The organism is Flagellimonas iocasae (assembly GCF_042682725.1).
GTDB classification, from domain to species: domain Bacteria; phylum Bacteroidota; class Bacteroidia; order Flavobacteriales; family Flavobacteriaceae; genus Flagellimonas; species Flagellimonas iocasae.
In genome coordinates, this window is sequence record NZ_JBHUHU010000001.1 from 380,545 (window position 1) to 400,910 (window position 20,366).

General features: G+C 43.4%; 16 protein-coding genes. 12 read left to right on the forward strand and 4 right to left on the reverse strand.

Annotation, left to right across the window (positions count from 1 at the left end; translation table 11 throughout):
• Nucleotides 1-29 precede the first annotated feature (29 nt).
• Entirely contained in the window at nucleotides 30-1,565 is a 1,536-nt protein-coding gene (locus ACFSJE_RS01700; RefSeq protein ID WP_379829244.1) for a YifB family Mg chelatase-like AAA ATPase, read from the forward strand.
• Nucleotides 1,566-1,670: 105 nt separating this feature from the next.
• Here the strand turns inward: ACFSJE_RS01700 and ACFSJE_RS01705 are convergent, their stop codons facing one another.
• Both ACFSJE_RS01705 and ACFSJE_RS01710 read right to left on the reverse strand, forming a co-directional pair.
• Nucleotides 1,671-2,201, reverse strand: a complete 531-nt coding sequence (locus ACFSJE_RS01705) for a nuclear transport factor 2 family protein (RefSeq protein WP_379829245.1) — start codon at nucleotides 2,199-2,201, stop codon at nucleotides 1,671-1,673.
• Nucleotides 2,202-2,215: 14 nt separating this feature from the next.
• On the reverse strand, nucleotides 2,216-3,643 hold the full coding sequence (locus tag ACFSJE_RS01710; protein ID WP_379829246.1) for a M20 family peptidase: 1,428 nt from the start codon (nucleotides 3,641-3,643) through the stop codon (nucleotides 2,216-2,218).
• Nucleotides 3,644-3,907: 264 nt separating this feature from the next.
• Here ACFSJE_RS01710 and ACFSJE_RS01715 point away from each other — a divergent pair, with 264 nt between their 5' ends.
• A complete protein-coding gene (locus ACFSJE_RS01715) occupies nucleotides 3,908-4,318 on the forward strand; it encodes a hypothetical protein (RefSeq protein WP_379829247.1) in 411 nt (136 codons plus the stop codon).
• Here ACFSJE_RS01715 and ACFSJE_RS01720 read toward each other — a convergent pair.
• On the reverse strand, nucleotides 4,315-4,758 hold the full coding sequence (locus ACFSJE_RS01720; protein ID WP_379829248.1) for a hypothetical protein: 444 nt from the start codon (nucleotides 4,756-4,758) through the stop codon (nucleotides 4,315-4,317). The genes ACFSJE_RS01715 and ACFSJE_RS01720 overlap by 4 nt on opposite strands.
• 181 nt (nucleotides 4,759-4,939) lie before the next feature.
• Between ACFSJE_RS01720 and ACFSJE_RS01725 the strand changes: the two genes are divergently transcribed.
• The 10 genes from ACFSJE_RS01725 to ACFSJE_RS01770 all read left to right on the forward strand — a co-directional run bounded on the left by ACFSJE_RS01725 (nucleotide 4,940) and on the right by ACFSJE_RS01770 (nucleotide 17,332).
• Nucleotides 4,940-6,136, forward strand: coding sequence for an Nramp family divalent metal transporter (locus ACFSJE_RS01725; protein WP_379829249.1), 1,197 nt, complete (start codon nucleotides 4,940-4,942; stop codon nucleotides 6,134-6,136).
• Nucleotides 6,136-6,879, forward strand: a complete 744-nt coding sequence (gene pxpA / locus ACFSJE_RS01730) for a 5-oxoprolinase subunit PxpA (RefSeq protein WP_379829250.1) — start codon at nucleotides 6,136-6,138, stop codon at nucleotides 6,877-6,879. Before ACFSJE_RS01725 ends, pxpA begins: the two co-directional genes overlap by 1 nt.
• Nucleotides 6,876-7,610, forward strand: a complete 735-nt coding sequence (gene pxpB, locus ACFSJE_RS01735) for a 5-oxoprolinase subunit PxpB (RefSeq protein WP_379829251.1) — start codon at nucleotides 6,876-6,878, stop codon at nucleotides 7,608-7,610. The genes pxpA and pxpB overlap by 4 nt, the downstream gene beginning before the upstream one ends.
• Entirely contained in the window at nucleotides 7,603-8,442 is an 840-nt protein-coding gene (locus ACFSJE_RS01740; protein ID WP_379829252.1) for a 5-oxoprolinase subunit C family protein, read from the forward strand. The genes pxpB and ACFSJE_RS01740 overlap by 8 nt, the downstream gene beginning before the upstream one ends.
• A gap of 349 nt (nucleotides 8,443-8,791) precedes the next feature.
• On the forward strand, nucleotides 8,792-10,468 hold the full coding sequence (gene ilvD, locus ACFSJE_RS01745) for a dihydroxy-acid dehydratase (RefSeq protein WP_379829253.1): 1,677 nt from the start codon (nucleotides 8,792-8,794) through the stop codon (nucleotides 10,466-10,468).
• A 53-nt stretch (nucleotides 10,469-10,521) separates the two neighbouring features.
• Nucleotides 10,522-12,255: a biosynthetic-type acetolactate synthase large subunit gene (gene ilvB, locus ACFSJE_RS01750; protein ID WP_379829254.1), complete on the forward strand. Its 1,734-nt coding sequence runs from the start codon at nucleotides 10,522-10,524 to the stop codon at nucleotides 12,253-12,255.
• 43 nt (nucleotides 12,256-12,298) lie between these two features.
• On the forward strand, nucleotides 12,299-12,826 hold the full coding sequence (gene ilvN / locus ACFSJE_RS01755) for an acetolactate synthase small subunit (protein ID WP_379829255.1): 528 nt from the start codon (nucleotides 12,299-12,301) through the stop codon (nucleotides 12,824-12,826).
• A 22-nt stretch (nucleotides 12,827-12,848) separates the two neighbouring features.
• A complete protein-coding gene (ilvC, locus tag ACFSJE_RS01760) occupies nucleotides 12,849-14,324 on the forward strand; it encodes a ketol-acid reductoisomerase (RefSeq protein ID WP_379829256.1) in 1,476 nt (491 codons plus the stop codon).
• Between the two features lie 16 nt (nucleotides 14,325-14,340).
• The gene (ilvA, locus tag ACFSJE_RS01765; RefSeq protein WP_379829257.1) at nucleotides 14,341-15,606 is read left to right on the forward strand and encodes a threonine ammonia-lyase; all 1,266 of its coding nucleotides are present in this window, start codon (nucleotides 14,341-14,343) and stop codon (nucleotides 15,604-15,606) included.
• Nucleotides 15,607-15,739: 133 nt separating this feature from the next.
• Entirely contained in the window at nucleotides 15,740-17,332 is a 1,593-nt protein-coding gene (locus ACFSJE_RS01770; protein WP_379829258.1) for an NADP-dependent glyceraldehyde-3-phosphate dehydrogenase, read from the forward strand.
• Nucleotides 17,333-18,428: 1,096 nt separating this feature from the next.
• Here the strand turns inward: ACFSJE_RS01770 and ACFSJE_RS01775 are convergent.
• Nucleotides 18,429-19,793, reverse strand: a complete 1,365-nt coding sequence (locus ACFSJE_RS01775) for a putative metal-binding motif-containing protein (protein ID WP_379829259.1) — start codon at nucleotides 19,791-19,793, stop codon at nucleotides 18,429-18,431.
• Nucleotides 19,794-20,366 lie beyond the last annotated feature (573 nt).

Genomic DNA, 20,366 nt, shown 5'->3' on the forward strand with positions numbered 1-20,366 from the left:
CGTTCTCGTTTAATCAGAAACACTGCTAAATGCTCATTAAAGTTTATGGAAGTGCCGTTTTTGGCATCGATGCCACTACCGTGGTCGTTGAAGTAAATGTGGACAAAGGGATTGGATATCACTTGGTGGGACTCCCGGACAATGCCATCAAGGAAAGTAACTATAGGATTGCGGCCGCGCTTCAAAATATTGGATACAAAATTCCTGGAAAAAAAATCACCATCAATATGGCTCCGGCCGATTTGCGAAAAGAAGGTTCTGCCTATGACCTTACGCTCGCATTGGGCATATTGGCGGCGCCCCATCAAATTAATTCTGAAGAAATTGGAGATTATCTCATTATGGGCGAATTGTCTTTGGACGGAAGCCTTCAACCCATAAAAGGGGCCCTCCCCATCGCCATCAAAGCCAAGGAAGAAGGCTTTAAAGGCTTTATCCTTCCCAATGAAAATGCTATGGAAGCTGCCGTGGTCGAGGATTTTAAGGTCTATGGTGTGGATAATATCAAAGAGGTCATTGACTTTTTCGATTCCGGGAAACCATTGGAAGAGGTGCAAGTAGAGAACCAAGTGGAATTTTCCGAACAGTCCAGCCATCTGGATTTTGATTTTTCGGATGTAAGAGGACAAGAAAGTATTAAGCGCTGTATGGAAATTGCCGCAGCTGGCGGACACAACATTATTTTGATTGGTCCACCCGGAGCAGGAAAGACGATGCTGGCTAAACGACTACCTTCCATTTTACCGCCCATGACGATTCAGGAGGCTTTGGAGACCACCAAAATACACAGTGTGGTGGGGAAGGTTAAAAATCGAGGGTTGATGCGCCAACGGCCGTTTCGAAACCCGCATCATACAATTAGCGCCGCAGCGCTTGTTGGAGGGGGCAGTTATCCACAACCAGGGGAAATTTCACTTTCCCATAACGGAGTGCTCTTTTTGGATGAACTCCCAGAGTTTGAACGTCGCGTTTTGGAGGTAATGCGTCAGCCCATGGAAGACCGAGAAGTTACGATTGCCCGAGCCCAATATACCGTGACCTATCCGAGCAGTTTCATGCTGGTGGCCAGTATGAATCCAAGTCCCAGTGGATATTTTAACGACCCAGATGCGCCTTTGACCTCTTCCCCGATGGAAATGCAGCGATATTTAGCCAAAATTTCTGGTCCGTTGTTGGATAGGATTGACATTCATATTGAAGTGACCCCAGTTCCGTTTGATAAACTTTCCGATGAACGAAAAGGGGAGGGCAGTGCCATAATTCGGGATAGGGTCATTGTGGCCCGTAAAATTCAAGCTGAGCGATTTTCATCATTGGAGGACATCCATTACAATGCTCAAATGGGGACCAAATTGATTCGGAAGTTTTGTGTATTGGACGAAGCCTCCAAAACATTGCTGAAAAACGCCATGCAACGATTGAACCTCTCCGCAAGAGCTTATGACCGTATTTTAAAAGTATCCCGAACCATCGCCGATTTGGAACAAGTGGACCAAATCAATACCCATCATATTTCCGAAGCTATTCAATACCGGAGTCTAGATCGCGAAGGATGGTTAGGGTGATTAAAATCTATTATACTTTTTTATGGCGAAAAAACCCAAGTATAATAGTTTGCTACACTATCATATAGCCTAAAGTATGTTGTCCCTTTAGCACAGATTGCAAGATTATTCCAATACGTTCCACTCTTCTTCTGTTGCTTTGGATTTCTGATATTCCATTACCAACAACCAAGCTTCAGCACGTTTTATCAGTAGGGCATTAAAATGCACGAACTGTTTTGGATTGTCGTTACCAGTCCCATTATTGGATTGGAACGCAAAAATTCCTGTTTCATGTGCGGTAGTTTCGTCACCCACCCGCTGGGAAAAACGGAATTCCACACTATTACGCGTTTTTCCTGACTTGGTGTCAATGAAATCTTGCTCCCAGTTTCGTAGCGCCTTGGCAATAGATACAGATCCTTTGTTTTCACCAGTTGTAAATACAACAACCGCATCTTCATGATAGGTAGCTTTGTAGCCTTCGAAGTCTCCCTCACTTACAGTTCTGGAAACCTCAGCCCAAAAGTCATTTAGTTCCGCTAGTCTTAACGAATCATTTGGAGTTTCAATTTTATCGTTTTTAGGGGTACCCGCATTGGAAATTGTAATGCTTAGTGTAAGCATTAAAGTAATAACGATTCTAATGTTTTTCATATGTAAATTTGATTTTAGTCGAATCTCTTGATCAGATTATAGCAAAATACTATCATTTCCTTGTAATTGTCCTTACTGATTTTTTCATCGATGCCATGGAATCGCGTCATGCTTTCTGGGCTGATGCGAACCGGATAAAATCGGTAAACATCATCCGAAACATCATAGAAATAGCGCGCATCAGTACCCCCACCAATCAGTCCAGGTACCACAATGGCATCAGGAAAAACAGACCGAATAGTTTTTTCCAAAGTCTTGAAGGCATCCGAATCAATTCCAGAAACGGGGGAGGGATTGGTGACAAAACCCGCTTCCTCAACCTTTACTTTGTCGTTAACCACACTTTGGATATGCTCTTTGGTGGAGGCGATGGTTTCCCCAGGTAAAATCCGAAAGTTGACAGTGGCCTCCGCCACAGTGGGAATCACATTGTCCTTGACTCCACCATTTATAATGGTCGGTGCGGTGGTTGTATGTGCATTCAACGCTTCCAAAACGGGACCCTTGAACAACCAGGGATTGGCAAAAGCTATTTTTTTGAAAAACGGAAGTTCGGCACCCATATATTCAAATTGGTAGTCGATGGGTTTCACCAGCTTGTAGGGTAATTGATTGTTTTCAAGATCAACTATGGCCTTGGCCAATATGCCAATGGTATTCTCCTTGGGTGGGGCAGAGCTGTGTCCTCCAGTAGTTTCAACGGTTAAACGGAAAGAGGCATACCCTTTTTCGGCCAAATTCAGCATGGCCACGGTTTTATCGACTCCAGGGACTAAATTTTCAGCCAAAAGTCCACCTTCATCCAAAGTCATGGCCGCATGCACACCTTTTTCCTTCAAATGGGCGGCTATTTTATTAGCGCCATTGGACCCGCCGAGTTCTTCATCATGTCCAAAAGCCAAATAAATAGTGCGGGAAGGGACGAATGATTCACTCAATAGTCTTTCCACCGATTCCATCAGCGCGATCAAGGAACTCTTATCATCCAAGGTGCCGCGACCAATAATATGTGTGTTTGTAATAACCCCTTCAAATGGTGGAGCCTCCCAATCTTGCAAGGTGGGTTGGTCTACCGGAACCACATCTTGATGGGACATGAGGATGATGGGCTTTTTTGAGGCATCCGAGCCTTCCCATTTGTATAGCAAGCTATACCCGCTGATTTTTTCTAGGCTTAAATTTTGATGCGTCAAGGGAAAGGTTTCTTCCAAAAAACGGTGAAATCCATTGAAAGCGGTTGAATCCGGTATCGCTTCTTCACTATGCGAGATGGTTTGGTATTGTATGGCCTTGGAAAGATTTTGATAGATTGTTTCTGGAAATTGGATCGCTGCGAGTGGTTCGGGCTCAACTTGTTTGGATGTTAAAGAGAGGGTATTGAATACCAAAATAGCGGCGAGAATCAAAAAAATAGCCAAAAGGGCCAATAGTATTTTTTTCATGGAGGTTGGTTGGATATTGGTTTGTAAATTTTTCTATATGATCAGTGAGCTGATAAGTTACAAATTAGATATTTTTTTAGTGATTCCTCACTAAATGGGGTAAGATTGTGAAAATGATAATTTCAGACTTCGTTTTGATGAAAAAAAGCGGAATCGATTACAATAATGGCACGGAAGTTTAAAAAATACGTTAAACATTGGTAATAAATCCTCTATTGAATTGATTTAGAGATACTTTTGCGCTCATTTTAAAAAGTTCATGGAATGCAATGTGTTGAATTGAATCCTGCTGGGAACTTTGACCCGTGGGAACAGGAGAAGATTGATGAGTTGCTGCATCAGAAAATTACACAATCGTTGAGTGATCGATTGGTGTTTGAAAATGAAAGTGTCAAACTATGGGAACTGTCCTTGCTTCCTGGCGAGCGCATGCCGTTTAGAAGACACAATACCAACTACGGTTGGGTTTGTACAACCGGAGGTCTGGTCCTTACCCGATATGGGAATGGGAAAATAGACATGATAAAACTGAACCCTGGAGATACCGAATATTTTGAGAACAGAGGGAAAAACTACGTTAATGATCTAGAGAACATTGGCGAAGAATCTGTTGTCATCAATATTTTGGAATACAAGGAGACCAAACGGGACAAGCGATTACAGTTTTGTGATTAAATAGCCTTGATGTTGGCCTTAAGTCCAGAAATTATCCCCAGAATATTCTGGACAGTTTCCTCTAGATAATATTTTATGGCCAAATGGGGTATCCGTACCGTGGTGAACCCATTTTTAAAGGAGTGCATGGCATCTTCAAGATCACTTATGGCCTGTTCATGCGTAATCATGTTATAGTCCTTGTCAATCTCTATGTTCAATTTTACCCTTGAAATGGCAATGTCCACAGACTTTTTACCATCCCACCATTCCAACATAGGGTAGGCACCTGCTTCTTTCAACGCGTAAAATAAGTGAATGGCCTCTAATGGGGTATTGTTATCTAAGATGACTTTTTTAATAAGTCGTGTATGTCTCTCACAAAGTTGGACACCCAAAGAATCCATTGATTCTCTATATTGTTGGTGTCCAATACTTTTTTCACAATCCTTACATGTCATAAGTATTTGTCCAGTTTAAGGTCTAGTATGATTTGGGACTATTATAACTTCTGCTTTTTCATATTCGTATAAAAACTCGATGTAAAACATCCCACTTTTAGACGAAATGCATTTTTTTGGATGAAATACCTAGTTTGTCCCAATATCCTCTTAAATTCAAACCCTAAAACCAGCCCAAACTATGCTCAAAAAATTAGGCCCAGGTGTATTGGTGGCCGCGGCCTTTGTAGGGCCTGGAACACTTACCATGTGCACCCTGGCAGGAGCGCAGTTTGGTTATCCTTTAATTTGGGCCCTATTGGTTTCTGTATTGGCCACTATTATACTTCAAGGAATGGCCGGTAGAATTGGGGTTGTAGCCCAGACAGGTCTTGTGGATGTGGTGCGCACCGAGCTAAAAACACCGTGGATTAAAAAGTTTGTGATTATTGTTGTACTTGCCGCTATATTGGTAGGTAATGCAGCTTATGAAGCCGGAAATATTGGCGGAGCCACTTTGGGGCTCAATCAACTTTTTCCCAAAACATCAGTGACGTCATTTTATCCGGCTATTGTTGGCATATTCATTTTTGTATTGTTGTGGTTCAGCACGTATAAAATTCTGGAACGGGTTTTTGTTGGATTGGTGGGAATCATGGGCTTGAGTTTTCTCATCTGTGCCATCATGACCAAGCCTTCGCTGACGGCTATTTTAAAAGGCGCCTTTGTACCAACCATGCCAGAAGGTGGACTTTTTACGGTAATTGCCTTGGTGGGAACCACGGTTGTGCCCTATAATTTGTTCTTACACGCATCACTGGTGAAGCAAAAGTGGAAATCGAGCAAGGAGCTCAAAACCGTAAAATGGGATACCATAATTTCCATTGCTTTGGGCGGATTGGTCTCCATGGCCATTTTGGTGACCGCGGCATCTGCACCCATTGATAATATTACCAACGCCTTGGACATGGCGAAAGGTTTGGAACCTCTTTTCGGGAAAATGGCGGTGTATTTTATGGCAATAGGTTTGTTGGCAGCCGGCATTACTTCTGCAATAACTGCTCCTCTTGCTGCAGCCTTTGTGGCCAGTAGTTGTTTTGACTGGGGTGGAAATATGGAGGACAAGAGATTCAAAATGGTTTGGGCGATTGTGCTTTTTTGTGGAGTGTTCTTTTTGTCTTTTGACATCAAACCCATCGAAGTAATTCAATTTGCCCAAGTCGCCAATGGATTGTTACTGCCAATTATGGCTATCCTATTATTATGGATAGTGAATAGAAAAGCAGTTATGGGAGAACATAAGAATACGTTGATTCAAAATATATTGGGCTTTGCCATTGTGGGCTTTGCCATCTTTCTGGGTGTGAAAAGTATTCTTAAAGTAATGGGAGTCTATTGATGGAAGGTTGGGATATAGATATCAATTGTGATGTGGGTGAAGGTGTTGGCAACGAGGCCGAAATTTTCCCATTTATCAGTTCTTGTAATATTGCTTGCGGTGGACACGCAGGTAATACCGAGACCATGACCCAAATCGTGAAGCTGGCCCAACACCATAATGTAAAAATTGGGGCACATCCTTCCTATCCGGACCGCGAGAATTTTGGAAGACAGGTGATGGACATTTCAAAACAGGAGCTCCAGAAGAGCATCATTGAGCAATTAAAGAGCTTCGGCGCAATTCTAACACAAGAAGGGGGAGAGATGCATCATATCAAAGCCCATGGAGCACTCTACAATCAAACTGCAAAAGACAAGAATTTGGCGGAAACTTATTTGGAAGCCATTCAAGAATACAAAACCCAAACAGTACTTTATGTTCCCTTTGGTTCGGTGATTGCCGAGTTAGCCCTTCAACAGGGATTTGATATTTGGTATGAAGCCTTCGGGGACAGAAACTACAATAGCGATTTAAGTTTGGTGAACCGAAAACAAGCCAATGCACTCATTCAAGACCCTGAACAGGTGCTGGAACATATTCTTGCCATCATAAAAGAAGGTCATGTACGGGCAGTTTCGGGGGAGTTTATCAACATTGATGCAAAAACCCTTTGTATCCATGGCGATACCCCTTCCGCATTGGAAATATTAATGTATCTTTCCCAAGAATTTTCCAAACACCAGGTGCAATTACTACAGTGAAAAGTTACCCCATCAGCATCAAACCCTTTGGTGAGCGGGCCGTTTTAGTGGAATGGCCGAGCAAGGTAGAGGTGTCCATTTTAGCCGATATTCTGGATTTCATGGATGCATTCAAGGAGTTGCAACTCCCCGGATGGGAAATGTCCGTTGCCTATAATTCGTTGACCATGGTATGCAATGATGAGCATTTGGACTTTGACAATATCAAGAGGGTTATTTTGGAATGTCATGAAAAGCAAGCTGCTGCCAAGACCAAGCGAGTTCAACACTTATGGCGAATTCCTGTTTGCTACGATGCTGAATTCGGGATTGATATAGAGGAAGTCTGCAACACCCTAAAGCTTTCCAAAGAGGAGCTTATCAAACAGCATACATCCCATCAATATATTGTATATGGAATAGGATTCTTGCCCGGGTTCATGTATTTGGGTGGATTGCCAGCATCCCTCGAGATTCCAAGGCGAGCAGAACCACGACTTCAAGTAGCAAAAGGTTCGGTTGGGCTGGCAGGTAAGCAGACCGGAGTATATCCACAAGATTCCCCAGGCGGATGGAATATCATTGGCAATTGCCCCATTCCCTTGTTCAATCCAAGCCTAAAGGACCCTTGCTTTGTGAAAGTAGGGGATAAGATACAGTTTCAACAAATATCCAAGGCCGAGTATAACCTGCACAAGATTGAAGGCGAGGTAGGAATTTATAAACCAGAAAAAGTGTTGTTGGATGCTTAAGGTACTAAAGTCAGGTTTTTTCATTACCATTCAGGACTTGGGCCGATTTGGCCATCGAGATATTGGTGTTCCCATTTCAGGAGCTATGGATATCGAATCGGTGAAGAAAGCAAACCTTTTGTTGGAAAACGACCCTAATGATGCCGTCATGGAGATTACCATGATGGGGCCGAAACTTCAATTTGAAGAACCCACGGCCATCAGTCTTTCCGGCGCACATCTTGAAGCCAAATTGAATGACACAGTAATTGAAAACCATCAAGTGGTGCAAATCTCTGAAGGGGATATTTTGTCATTCGGAAAGCTAAAGAACGGATTCAGGACTTATTTGGCCATAAAAGGAGGTTTTCAAACCGAAAAGGTGTTGGACAGCCGTTCACAATATTCTCCAGTGACCAAAAAGAAGCGCATCAAAGATGGGGATGAAATTCCGTATCCAAAAACAGCTTCATATACCCCCATTATTTCCGAAGTAAAAATTGAAGACCATTTTCTTACGGATGAATTGGAGGTGTTCAAAGGACCAGAGTTCTCGCTCTTGACGGATAAACAATTAACGGAAATTTTCTCCAAGCCATTTACCGTTTCAAAGGCAAATGACCGTATGGCCTATCAACTCAATGAACTAATTGAGGAGCATTCCCATTCCATGCTCACTTCGGGAACACTGCCCGGTACCGTACAGTTGACTCCTGCAGGTCGTTTGATTATTTTGATGAAAGATGGGCAAACTACCGGCGGATACCCCAGAATTTTGCAACTTTCAGAGGCTGCAATTTGTGTTTTGGCCCAGAAAAAAGCAGGAGATTCTCTTTCCCTTAAATTGATTTAAGTTTTCGCCTTTTTTAAGGTTTATTTTTTGTAACATTGACCCATGAAAAGAAATATCCTAGTCAACGGTGTCGTCATTATTGTTCCCAATTGGGAATGATACAGTCGCGCTGTTGTTGGAGAAGGGCCTGTATCAAAGCGATACAGGCCCTTTTTCTTTACGAATAAAAATAAATGAATGTTGGATTTTGAATTAACCTAACTAATTGAATAACAGGTTTTTAATATGATTATTTTTTAAATGGATTTAAACAGCCCGAAACTGTTAAAAATATGGGCCTTTTTAAACATTTATCTTTGAATAACAGATTAAATTCAATGGAATTCTGTATTTGAATGAAAATTTTACAATGGAATTGAACAAGTTTAGCAAGACTGTGACCCAAGACCCTACGCTACCTGCTGCACAAGCAATGTTACACGCGCTAGGGCTCACTGATGAAGATTTACAAAAACCCTTTATAGGAATAGCCAGCACTGGTTACGAGGGAAACCCCTGTAACATGCACCTGAACAAACTGGCCCTTGATGTCAAAAGAGGAGCGGAGGCTTCCAATTTGGTCGGTCTAATTTTCAATACCATTGGTGTGAGTGATGGTATCTCCAACGGTACACCAGGGATGCGGTATTCGCTTCCATCCAGGGATATCATTGCGGATTCCATGGAAACCGTGGTACAAGCCATGGCGTATGATGGTTTGGTAACAGTTGTTGGATGCGATAAGAATATGCCAGGTGCCTTAATGGCGCAACTCCGTTTGAACCGCCCCTCCATTTTAGTATATGGTGGAACAATTGCTCCTGGATGCCATAAGGATAAAAAATTGGATATCATTTCTGCTTTTGAAGCCTATGGTCAGCGCGTAGCGGGAACAATTGATGAAGTTGAATTCAAGGAAGTCATTCACAAAGCGTGTCCCGGAGCTGGGGCTTGCGGTGGAATGTATACAGCAAATACCATGGCCTCGGCTATCGAAGCTATGGGCATGTCATTGCCATTTAACTCATCCATCCCTGCGGTGAATGCCAAAAAAGGCGCGGATTGCGAAGCTGCGGGTGAGGCTATGCTTCACTTATTGCGTGAGGATATTAAACCGCGTGACATTGTTACCAAAAAAGCTTTGGAGAACGCTTTCCGATTGGTAACGGTATTGGGTGGCTCAACCAATGCGGTTTTGCACTTTATGGCCATAGCCCATGCTGGCGATGTGGATTTCACCTTGGAAGACATCACTCGAATCAGTGAAACCACCCCCTTGTTGGCCGATTTAAAGCCTAGCGGAAAGTATTTGATGGAAGACCTACACAAAGTGGGTGGGGTTCCAGCAGTCCTAAAATATATGTTGAAGGAAGGTATGTTGCATGGTGACTGTATGACAGTGACCGGAAGAACATTGGCCGAAAACCTATTGGATGCTCCAGATTTGGTAGAAGGTCAGGATATTATCCGAAAGAAAGACCAACCCATCAAGGAAACGGGGCACATCAGAATCCTTTACGGAAACTTAGCTACCGAAGGTGCTGTAGCTAAAATCACAGGAAAAGAAGGATTGGAATTTACCGGAACTGCCCGTGTTTTTGATAGCGAAACTGCCGTTAACGAGGGGATTCATACTGGGAAGGTGCAAAAAGGAGATGTTGTGGTCATTCGGTATGAAGGCCCAAAAGGCGCCCCCGGAATGCCTGAAATGTTGAAACCAACCTCTGCCATTATGGGTGCTGGTCTAGGAAAAGATGTCGCTTTGATTACTGACGGTCGCTTTTCTGGAGGTTCCCACGGTTTTGTGGTAGGGCATGTTTCACCCGAAGCCCAAGTGGGTGGAGGAATTGCCTTGGTGAAAGATGGCGATGAAATTACCATCGATGCAGTGAACAATACCATCAACATCAATATTTCAAACGAAGAGCTGGAGCAACGAAGAAAAGAGTGGAAACAACCTGAGTTGAAAATCAAATCAGGAAGTCTATACAAATACGCAAAAATGGTATCATCAGCTTCCAAAGGCTGTGTTACCGATATGTTCTAACAGTTAAAGTTCCAATATAGGAACAAGGGTGTATTTCCCTAAAATATACGCTTATGGAGACGTTAAAAGCACAAAAGAAAGACAAGAAAAAAAGCACTTCGATTCGTATTACCGGTGCTGAGGCCATTATACATTGTTTGTTGGCGGAAGGGGTCGATTTGATTTATGGATATCCCGGAGGAGCCATCATGCCAGTGTATGATGAGTTATATAAATTTCAGGATAAACTGACACATATCCTCACCCGTCATGAACAAGGGGCTACCCATGCTGCTCAGGGGTATGCACGGGTAAGTGGAAGAGTAGGTGTAGCCATGGCTACGTCCGGTCCTGGTGCCACAAATTTGGTGACAGGCATCGCCGATGCACAGATAGATTCTACCCCAATGGTGTGTATCACCGGACAGGTAGCGCGTCATCTATTGGGTTCTGATGCCTTCCAAGAAACGGATATCGTTGGCATTTCAACACCAGTGACCAAATGGAATTATCAGATTACCCGTGCCGAGGAAATCCCAGAGATCATGGCAAAGGCATTCTACATTGCCAAATCAGGTAGACCGGGTCCAGTTTTGGTGGATATCACCAAAAATGCCCAATTTGATGAATTGGATTTCGTGTACGAAAAATGTACTGGGGTACGAAGCTATAAACCTGCTCCAGCTCCAGATTTGAGCGCTATTGAAAAAGCAGCCGAATTGATTAACAACGCCAAAAAACCTTATATCGTCTTTGGACAAGGGGTTATTTTAGGTGAAGCAGAGGAACAGCTCAAAGCCTTGGTTGAGAAAGCAGGAATACCTGCTGCATGGACCATTTTGGGACTTTCCGCCATGGATACCGACCATCCTTTGAATGTAGGTATGGTGGGCATGCATGGAAATTACGGCCCCAATGTCCTGACCAATGAGTGCGATGTACTTGTGGCTATCGGTATGCGCTTTGATGATAGGGTGACAGGTAATTTGGAAACCTATGCCAAGCAGGCAAAAGTCATTCATTTTGAGATTGATCCAGCGGAAGTAAATAAAAACGTAAAAGCGGATGTTGCTGTTTTGGGGAATGCCAAACAAACTTTGGAATTGCTCTTGCCTTTGGTCAACAAAAATGAACACAAAGAATGGTTGGCCGAGTTTGAAAAAAAGCACAAAATCGAATACGACACACTGATTGAAAAGGATATTTATCCCACCAAGCCAGGACTTACGATGGGTGAGGTGATTGAACAAATCAATGTGGCTTCAAAACACAAGGCAGTAATTGTGTCTGACGTGGGTCAGCACCAAATGATCGCGTGTCGTTATGCCAAATTCAAACAGACCAAGAGTAATATCACCTCTGGTGGTTTGGGTACGATGGGATTTGCACTTCCGGCGGCTATTGGAGCCAAAATGGGTGCCATGGACCGTGAAGTGGTCGCAATTATCGGAGATGGTGGGTACCAAATGACCATTCAAGAGCTTGGGGTTATTTTTCAACATAAACTTCCCGTGAAAATTGTGGTTTTGAATAACGACCACTTGGGGATGGTACGTCAATGGCAAGAGCTTTTCTTTGAAAGACGTTACGCTTCAACCGTTATGACCAATCCTGACTTCGTGAAAATCGCAGAAGGATATCACATTAAATCCAGAAGAGTAGTGGAGCGTTCCGAATTGAAGGATGCTGTTGAGGAAATGATGGCTTCCAAAGACCCTTATTTCTTGGAAGTTAGGGTGGAGAAGGAAGACAATGTGTTCCCAATGGTACCCACAGGAGCTTCTATTTCCGATATCATATTAAAATAACAAGGTTTGATTCGCACAGCGTTGCAGTTAAAATAAAATAAGCATGGAAAAACAATGGTTTACCATTTCGGTATATTCCGAAAATCATGTAGGATTGCTGAATAGAATATCAGGAATATTCTTAAAGCGACACATCAATATAGAAAGTTTAAATGTTTCAAAATCAGAGATAGAAGGGGTTTCAAAATTCACGATTGTAATTTTTTCAACCGAGGATTGGGCGATAAAAATCGTCAACCAAATCGAGAAACAGGTAGAAGTCATAAAGGCCTACTATCATACCGATGATGAAACCATTTATCAAGAGTCTGCTTTGTTCAAAGTAGCGTCCCACTTGTTGTTTGATGAACGTCAAATTCAAAATATCATCAAAGAGCATCATTCTCAGATTGTCACCGTAAGCCGCGAATTTTTTGTTTTGGCCAAAACTGGCCGTCGGCATGAGATTGATGAAATGCACGAGGCCTTGGAACCGTATGGCATCATGCAGTTTGTGCGTACCGGTAGAATTGCAGTGAGTAAGGACGCCATGCCTATTACCAATATTTTAGCAGAATTTCAAAATCAATAAATAGCAAAATCAGATACTAAAAATGACAAATTACTTCAATACACTGTCGCTTCGTGAGCAATTGACCCAATTGGGAAAATGTAGGTTTATGGACCCAAGCGAGTTTGCTGATGGTGTTACCGCCCTAAAAGGCAAGAAAATTGTAATTGTGGGCTGTGGCGCACAAGGGTTGAACCAAGGGTTGAACATGAGGGATTCCGGTTTGGATATTTCCTATGCACTACGTGCCGCCGCCATAAAAGAAAAGAGACAATCCTTTAAAAATGCCAGTGAGAACAACTTCACTGTAGGGACCTATGAAGAATTGATTCCTACTGCGGATTTGGTCATCAACTTGACTCCAGATAAGCAACACACCAATGTTGTGGGTACGGTTATGCCATTGATGAAGAAGGGAGCTACCTTGTCATATTCCCACGGATTCAACATTGTGGAAGAAGGAATGCAGGTGCGTGAGGACCTTACCGTAATCATGGTGGCACCAAAAAGTCCAGGTTCTGAAGTGCGTGAAGAATACAAAAGAGGATTCGGGGTACCTACCTTGATTGCCGTTCACCCAGAAAATGACCCTGAGGGTAAAGGGTTGGAGCAGGCCAAGGCCTATGCCGCTGGTACAGGTGGTGATAAAGCCGGTGTGTTGGAATCTTCCTTTGTGGCGGAAGTAAAGTCGGATTTGATGGGTGAGCAGACCATTCTTTGTGGTTTGTTGCAGACTGGATCTATCCTTTCTTTCAATAAAATGATTGAAAAAGGAGTGGATGCTGGATATGCCTCCAAATTGATTCAATACGGATGGGAAACCATCACCGAAGGATTGAAACAAGGGGGGATCACCAACATGATGGACCGTTTGTCCAACCCTGCCAAGATCAAAGCCTTTGATTTGGCCGAAGAATTGAAAGCAATCATGCGTCCGTTGTTCCAAAAGCATATGGATGATATCATGAGTGGTCATTTCTCCAAAACCATGATGGAAGATTGGAACAATGGTGATAAAAATCTATTGGATTGGCGTGCCGCTACCGGAGAAACTGATTTTGAGAAGACTCCTGCTGGCGATGTGTCCATTTCTGAGCAAGAATATTATGACAATGGCGTGTTGATGGTCGCTTTTGTGAAATCCGGGGTAGAATTGGCCTATGAAACCATGACGGAATCAGGAATCATTGGAGACTCTGCGTACTACGAGTCACTGCATGAAACGCCTTTGATTGCCAATACCATCGCTAGAAAGAAATTGTTCGAGATGAACCGTGTTATTTCTGATACAGCTGAGTATGGTTGCTATTTGTTTGACCATGCTTGTAAACCTTTGTTGACTGATTTCATGAAGAAAATCGAAACAGATGTTATCGGTAAGCACTTTGGTGAAGGAAAAAATAATGGTGTGGATAATGTGAAACTTATTGCAGTGAACAAAGCCATCCGCACCCATGATGTAGAAGTGGTTGGAGCTCGTTTGCGTGCTTCCATGACCGCAATGAAGCCTATCGGATAATAAATCTATTGGCCCCATGAACAAAGCAGTGGATATGTATTTTCCACAGATAGCGGATATTTATCAGGCAGCGAAAACGATTCGGCAGGTTGCTGACGAGACGCCATTGCAGCAAAGTATCCGCTATTCCAAAAAGTATGGGGCCAATATCCTTTTAAAACGAGAGGATTTGCACCGCGTCCGAAGTTACAAGATTCGCGGCGCATACAACAAAATCAGTTCATTGACCCAAGATGAACTAAAAAGGGGAGTGGTCTGCGCCAGTGCAGGAAACCATGCCCAAGGTGTTGCTTTTGCGTGCAGTCATTTGCATGTGGAAGGGACAATCTACATGCCTGTTGTTACGCCAAAACAAAAAATTGACCAGACCAAAATGTTTGGCGGGGAATGGGTGACAGTGGTGTTGGAAGGTGATACGTTTGATGATTCCAACAAAGCGGCCCAAGCGTTCTGTTCTCAAGAAGGCAAGACTTTTGTGCATCCTTTTGATGATGAAAAAATCATTGAAGGTCAGGCAACCGTAGGGTTGGAAATCTTACAGCAAGCCAATGAGCCCATCGATTATGTGTTTGCTGCCGTTGGCGGTGGTGGATTGGCCTCTGGATTGTGCGGAACGTTTCAGGCACTATCTCCACAAACGAAAATCATTGGAGTCGAACCAGAAGGAGCACCTTCACTTAAAAAATCAATAGAAAAAGGGGAATTGGTTGAATTGCAGCATATTGACAAGTTCATTGATGGGGCTGCTGTACAAAAAGTGGGACAGTTGACCTTTCCCATTTGTCGAGATTACCTCTATCAAGTGTCTACTGTTCCCGAAGGGAAAGTATGTCAAACCATTCTAGACCTCTATAATCGAGATGCCATTGTGGTGGAACCAGCGGGAGCATTGACCATTGCCGCTTTGGACGATTATGCAGAGGAAATCAAAGGAAAAAATGTGGTCTGCGTCATTAGCGGAAGCAATAACGACATTACCCGCACCGCTGAAATCAAAGAACGGGCCTTGCTGTATGCCAATCTAAAGCATTATTTCATTGTCCGATTTCCACAGCGTCCTGGCGCCTTAAAGGAGTTTGTCGCTGATATATTGGGGCCGGATGACGACATCACCCATTTTGAATATTCCAAAAAATCCAGCCGAGAAAATGCCCCTGCCGTTGTGGGGATAGAATTGAAGTCATCGGCGGATTTGGAACCCTTGATTCAACGCATGAAGGCCAACAACTTTTTTGGCGACTACCTCAACGACAAACCCGACCTGTTCCAATACCTCGTGTGATTGATATAACAAATTTTCAATCGTTTGCGATTTTAAGGCGGTGTAAATGAGGTCGTTTTCATCTGTTTTTATGTTAGCTTTGCAATAGGTGAACGACAATTCACTAGGATAACACATATTAAAACAACAACACATGCCAGCTACAACAACAGCAATACCTGAAGCGCTTCAGATTACTCAAGAAATCCATCAAAATACATATTTGGTAAACGGCGAACTTCGGAAATGGGAGGGAAGCACCACACCGGTAATTTCAACGATATCATCTACCGAAGAATATGCGCCCACAACTTTGGGTAGCATCCCTGATATGGGCGAGCCTGAGGCTTTTGAAGCCTTAGATGCCGCGTTGGGTGCCTATGACCAAGGGCAAGGTGTATGGCCAACCATGAAGGTGAAGGATCGTATTGAATGCATGTTGGCTTTTGTGAAAAGGATGGAACAGAAGCGGGAAGAAGTGGTAAAACTGCTCATGTGGGAGATTGGGAAGTCCGAGCCGGACTCGTACAAAGAGTTTGATCGTACCGTTGAGTATATTTATGATACCATTGAGGACTACAAGCAGCTGGATCGCGATTCCGCAAAGTTTCAAAAGCACGATGGAGTTTATGCGCATATCCGCAGAGGGCCTCTTGGGGTTGTACTTTGCTTGGGGCCGTACAACTACCCCTTGAACGAAACTTTTGCCTTGCTGATTCCGGCCATCATTATGGGAAATACCACCATATTTAAGCCTGCAAAACATGGGGTGTTGTTGATCACACCACTGTTGGAGGCATTTAGAAGCAGTTTCCCAAAAGGAGTGGTGAACATTCTTTTTGGTCGCGGAAGGGCTGTGGCCGCCCCAATCATGAAAACTGGAAAAGTGGATGTCTTGGCTTTGATTGGTAATAGTAAATCAGCTAACGCGTTGCAAGAACAACACCCAAAAAGTAACCGACTTCGTTTGGTGTTGGGGTTGGAAGCCAAAAACCCTGCAATTGTTTTACCCGATGCCGATTTAGACCTTACCATCAACGAATGTATTTCTGGAACGCTTTCCTTTAATGGGCAACGGTGTACCGCGCTGAAGGTGGTGTATGTGCATGAGGACATCAAAGATGAGTTTTTAAAACGTTTCTCTGAAAAAGTGGATTCCCTGAAATTTGGAAACCCTTGGGAAAAAGGGGTGAATCTGACCCCACTTCCAGAGCCGGATAAACCAGCCTATATCCAAGAATTGTTGGATGACGCTCAAATAAAGGGCGCCAAAATAAAGAACAAAAAAGGAGGGAAGCATTTTGATAATTACATCTGGCCAGCCGTTTTGTATCCAGTGACCAAAGATATGCGGGTGTATGAAGAGGAGCAATTTGGCCCGGTGATTCCTGTGCTGTCTTTTAGTGATATTGAGGAGCCTTTGAATGATATGGCGGAGTCCAACTACGGACAGCAGGTGAGTCTCTTTGGAAAAGATGTGTACACCTTGTCTCCGCTGATTGATTCCTTGGCCAACTTGGTGTGCCGTGTTAACCTGAACAGTTCGTGCCAGCGTGGCCCAGACGTATATCCATTCACTGGCCGAAAGGACTCTGCGCAATCTACCTTAAGTGTGCATGATGCGTTGCGTTCCTTCTCTATTCGAACTTTTGTGGCCTTTAAGGACAATGAACTCAACACGAGTACCATTGAGCAATTGATGGAGGCTAAAGTGAGCAACTTTTTGAGTACGGATTATATTTTGTAAAAGCTTTGCTTTTGCAATGCTCAATGATCAATGTACAATTAGCAATATAAGGTCATTTCGAGTGAGTGCCGCAGGTACGACGAGAAATCTCAACTCAGGTATGTTCTTTCAACATGCTGAATTCCTGTCTGCCGACAAGGTATTTCAGCATCTCACTAGTTTTGTAACTGGACGGGATTCTGATTATTGATGAATTTTCCCGTTTCACTTAAAAAATATTAGTGGTTTGACACGAAATCGCACAAATTCCTCGAATTGATGCAAAGGTGATTTCCTTGTCGTTTCGAGTGAGTGCCGCAGGTACGACGAGAAATCTTTTTTTTGAATCAAATAGGGTTGCTTTATTTGAGATTTCTCACTTCTCTTTCGACTGCCTGCCTGCCGCAGGCGGGCGCTCAAGATGACAGTTCGAAATGACCTTGGAGTGATTTGTTTGTCATTTCGAGTGAGTACTGCAGGTACGACGAGAAATCTCAACGTATTTACATTTTTTCGTAATACTGAACTAGTTCAAGCATCTCATTAGTCTCCATGACAATGGATTCTGAAACACCATGCCTGCCACACGGGTAAGTTTTAAATTTTTTGGTTTGACACTAATGGCACGAATTCCTCGAATTGATGCAAAGGTGATTTCCTTGTCATTTCGACAGAGTCACGTCTAGCAGGGCGACGATAAATCTTTTTTTTGAATCAAATAGGGTTGCTTTATTTGAGATTTCTCACTTCTCTTTCGACTGCCTGCCTGCCGCAGGCGGGCGCTCAAGATGACAGTTCGAAATGACCTTGGTGTGAATAGTTTCTGTCATTTCGAGTGAGTGCTGCAGGTACGACGAGAAATCTCAACTCAGGTATGTTCTTTCAACATGCTGAATTCCTGCCTGCCGACAAGGTATTTCAGCATCTCACTAGTTTTGTGACTGGACGGGATTCTGATTGAAGCTAAATTTTCCCCGTTTCACTTAAAAATATTGGTGGTTTGACACAAATTGCACGAATTACTCGAAATGAAATCTACATCTATTAAAAAGAAAAAGCCTTGGGATTATCCCAAGGCTTTTTACAGGGTAACAATGAAACAAAAAAAATTGCATCTTTAATTCGGTGTGGAACGGGTATAGGAAAAGGAACCGCCTCCATTTTGACCTTCACCCCATTCGGTAAAGGTTAGGGTAAAGTAGATGTCTTCTTCCACTAACCATACGCCCAGTTTTTGGCCGATTATTGACTGGAAATTAAACTCGTCAAAATCTTCTCCTCCTTCAGCAAGTACACTAAAGTTATCGTGTACTTCAGTAACTGGTATTGCCCCTTCATTGAAACCGTTATCAATGAGGGATATTATGGTTATGATATTATGAAAGCTGTAGAAATGGGTGGGATCTCCCAATGTTCCATATAATGGGAAATCATCCCAGGTTGGGCCTGGATTTTGGGCTCCCGTATCGTCCAACAAAGCCCAACGTACCCCTTTGGTGCCTCCAGAGGCCATGATTGCTTCAAAATCTTTGGAATCAGAAGTTAAATCCGATTGATTCCAAAAATCAGCCTCCAAATCTGAAGCTTCTCCTTCAAAATGATATGCATCCTCTCCAAAAGTGTCCTGCCACCATTGGTAATTATACATTAAACCAGTGTTTTGGCGAGTAAAGACCACATTTTCGGTGATTTGGTCTTGGTTTTCGGGCAAGGTCCAATCGGCATTGGCCGCTTTGGTAAAGGTAAGGTCCGCTCCAGTCCAGATAATCCCTTGGATTCCATCACAGTTATTGTCGATGTTATCACCGGCCACTTCCTCGGCTCCTGGGTTCAAGGCTGGATTGGTGTCGTCACAGTCCGTATTGTCAAGAACATATTTGTCATCCCCGGGGTTGCAGGTGATGGTAAAGGCATTGGGGTCGCCATAGCCGTCGCCATCTTCGTCTCTGTACCAAGTTTCCTCGGTACATCCTGGAAATATTTTTGGGTCGCTATCATCCGGATCTGTGTTGTTGGCCACATAGCCATCAGGTTGTATGCAGGCAGAGATGGAGACCAAGGGATCTCCATAGGTGTCCCCATCGGCATCTTCGTAGAAGGTGATTTCGGCACAGCTGTTTGGGGTAATGGTGGCATCGGCATCGTTGGGGTCGGTCTTATCATCTACAAAACCGTCTGGTGCCGCACATGCATTTTGGCTGTTTGCTGGGTCACCAAAACCATCACCATCTGCATCCCTATAAAAGGCAACTGCGGTACAGCCGGGGAAGATGGACGCGTCGGTATCATCCGTATCGGTCTTGTCGGCCACATAGCCTGTGGGCTGGGTACAGGCGTTTTTGGAATTGGCTGGGTCGCCAAAGCCATCGCCATCGGCATCTTTGTAAAAGGTTGACTCTTTGCAAGGGTCGTCCTTGCTGCAGGAGACCACCAAGCAAAAGGAAGTCAAAAATAGAAATAGTAAAAGATTGGAGTTTTTCATAGTAATAGATTTGTGTTACTTCCAGAGTCAATACCCACTTCTTTATATGAAGGAATGGTATTGAACTCAAATCTATAGGTACTCCTTATTTTAATATGAGTTCAATTGACGGATGGGCGGTTTGAGTTGATATACAAGAGACGAGCGAAATTTGAAATAGTGATTGGTTTTCGCATTTACGTATGAAATGGCATAGAGGTAATTCTTGTCATTTCGAGTGAATACCGCAGGCAAGAAGAGCAATCTTAACGCATTTACATCTTTTCGTCATACTGAACTAGTTTCAGCATCTCATTAGTCTCCATGACAATGGGTTCTGAAACACCATGCCTGCCACACGAGTAAGTTTTAAACTTTTTGGTTTGACACTAATGGCACGAATTTCTCGAATTGATGCAAAGGTGATTTCCATGTCATTTCGAGTGAGTGCCGCAGGCACGATGAGAAATCTCTACGCAGTTATGTGTTTTCCGTATCTCACTAGTTTTGTGACTGGATGGGATTCTGAACCGAGTTCAGAATGACCCAAAAGATAATGCAAAGAAAAAGCCTTGGGAAACCCCAAGGCTTTTG

What these genes read in the sequence shown, in the direction of transcription:
- ACFSJE_RS01770 (WP_379829258.1), top strand. Translation starts at nt 15,740, where the DNA reads ATGCCAGCTACAACAACAGCAATACCTGAAGCGCTTCAGATTACTCAA.
- ACFSJE_RS01715 (WP_379829247.1), top strand. Translation starts at nt 3,908, where the DNA reads ATGCAATGTGTTGAATTGAATCCTGCTGGGAACTTTGACCCGTGGGAA.
- ACFSJE_RS01775 (WP_379829259.1), bottom strand. Translation starts at nt 19,793, where the DNA reads ATGAAAAACTCCAATCTTTTACTATTTCTATTTTTGACTTCCTTTTGC.
- ilvB (WP_379829254.1), top strand. Translation starts at nt 10,522, where the DNA reads ATGGAGACGTTAAAAGCACAAAAGAAAGACAAGAAAAAAAGCACTTCG.
- ACFSJE_RS01700 (WP_379829244.1), top strand. Translation starts at nt 30, where the DNA reads ATGCTCATTAAAGTTTATGGAAGTGCCGTTTTTGGCATCGATGCCACT.
- ACFSJE_RS01720 (WP_379829248.1), bottom strand. Translation starts at nt 4,758, where the DNA reads ATGACATGTAAGGATTGTGAAAAAAGTATTGGACACCAACAATATAGA.
- ACFSJE_RS01710 (WP_379829246.1), bottom strand. Translation starts at nt 3,643, where the DNA reads ATGAAAAAAATACTATTGGCCCTTTTGGCTATTTTTTTGATTCTCGCC.
- ACFSJE_RS01725 (WP_379829249.1), top strand. Translation starts at nt 4,940, where the DNA reads ATGCTCAAAAAATTAGGCCCAGGTGTATTGGTGGCCGCGGCCTTTGTA.
- ilvA (WP_379829257.1), top strand. Translation starts at nt 14,341, where the DNA reads ATGAACAAAGCAGTGGATATGTATTTTCCACAGATAGCGGATATTTAT.
- ACFSJE_RS01740 (WP_379829252.1), top strand. Translation starts at nt 7,603, where the DNA reads ATGCTTAAGGTACTAAAGTCAGGTTTTTTCATTACCATTCAGGACTTG.
- ilvC (WP_379829256.1), top strand. Translation starts at nt 12,849, where the DNA reads ATGACAAATTACTTCAATACACTGTCGCTTCGTGAGCAATTGACCCAA.
- pxpA (WP_379829250.1), top strand. Translation starts at nt 6,136, where the DNA reads ATGGAAGGTTGGGATATAGATATCAATTGTGATGTGGGTGAAGGTGTT.
- ACFSJE_RS01705 (WP_379829245.1), bottom strand. Translation starts at nt 2,201, where the DNA reads ATGAAAAACATTAGAATCGTTATTACTTTAATGCTTACACTAAGCATT.
- ilvN (WP_379829255.1), top strand. Translation starts at nt 12,299, where the DNA reads ATGGAAAAACAATGGTTTACCATTTCGGTATATTCCGAAAATCATGTA.
- ilvD (WP_379829253.1), top strand. Translation starts at nt 8,792, where the DNA reads ATGGAATTGAACAAGTTTAGCAAGACTGTGACCCAAGACCCTACGCTA.